We start from the raw sequence: 395 nt of genomic DNA, 5'->3' as shown, positions 1-395 counted from the left end.
ACCTGCACCTGCGCCTGCGCCTGCGCCTGCACCTGCACCTGCGCCCGCACCTGCGCCTGCGCCTGCACCTGCACCTGCACCTGCACCTGCACCCGCACCCGCACCTGCGCCTGCGCCCGCACCTGCGCCTGCGCCCGCACCTGCGCCTGCACCCGCGCCCGCGCCGTCTGGAGCGACGCTAGCCATCGAAGGCGGCACCTTTACGGTGTCGAGTCCAACGCTGGTGGCCTACGGCGCCGACACCCGCTGGGTGCAGAAGACAGTCAGTGGCACGGTGCCCTGCACCAATGCCTACTTCGGGACCGATCCTGCGCCATTCGTGGTGAAGTCATGCAGGCTGACGTCTGCGCCTGCACCTGCACCTGCGCCTGCGCCTGCACCAGCACCTGCGCCTG

At 71.1% G+C, this 395-nt stretch carries 1 pseudogene; it reads left to right on the top strand.

From position 1 onward, the window contains the following. Positions 1-205: 205 nt before the first annotated feature. Positions 206-395, top strand: a pseudogene (locus APY03_RS43820) (hypothetical protein); the annotation flags it as partial.

The sequence above is a fragment of the Variovorax sp. WDL1 genome (assembly GCF_001541225.1).
Lineage (GTDB): Bacteria > Pseudomonadota > Gammaproteobacteria > Burkholderiales > Burkholderiaceae_C > Variovorax.
This window is presented reverse-complemented; position numbering and strand designations above follow the sequence as displayed.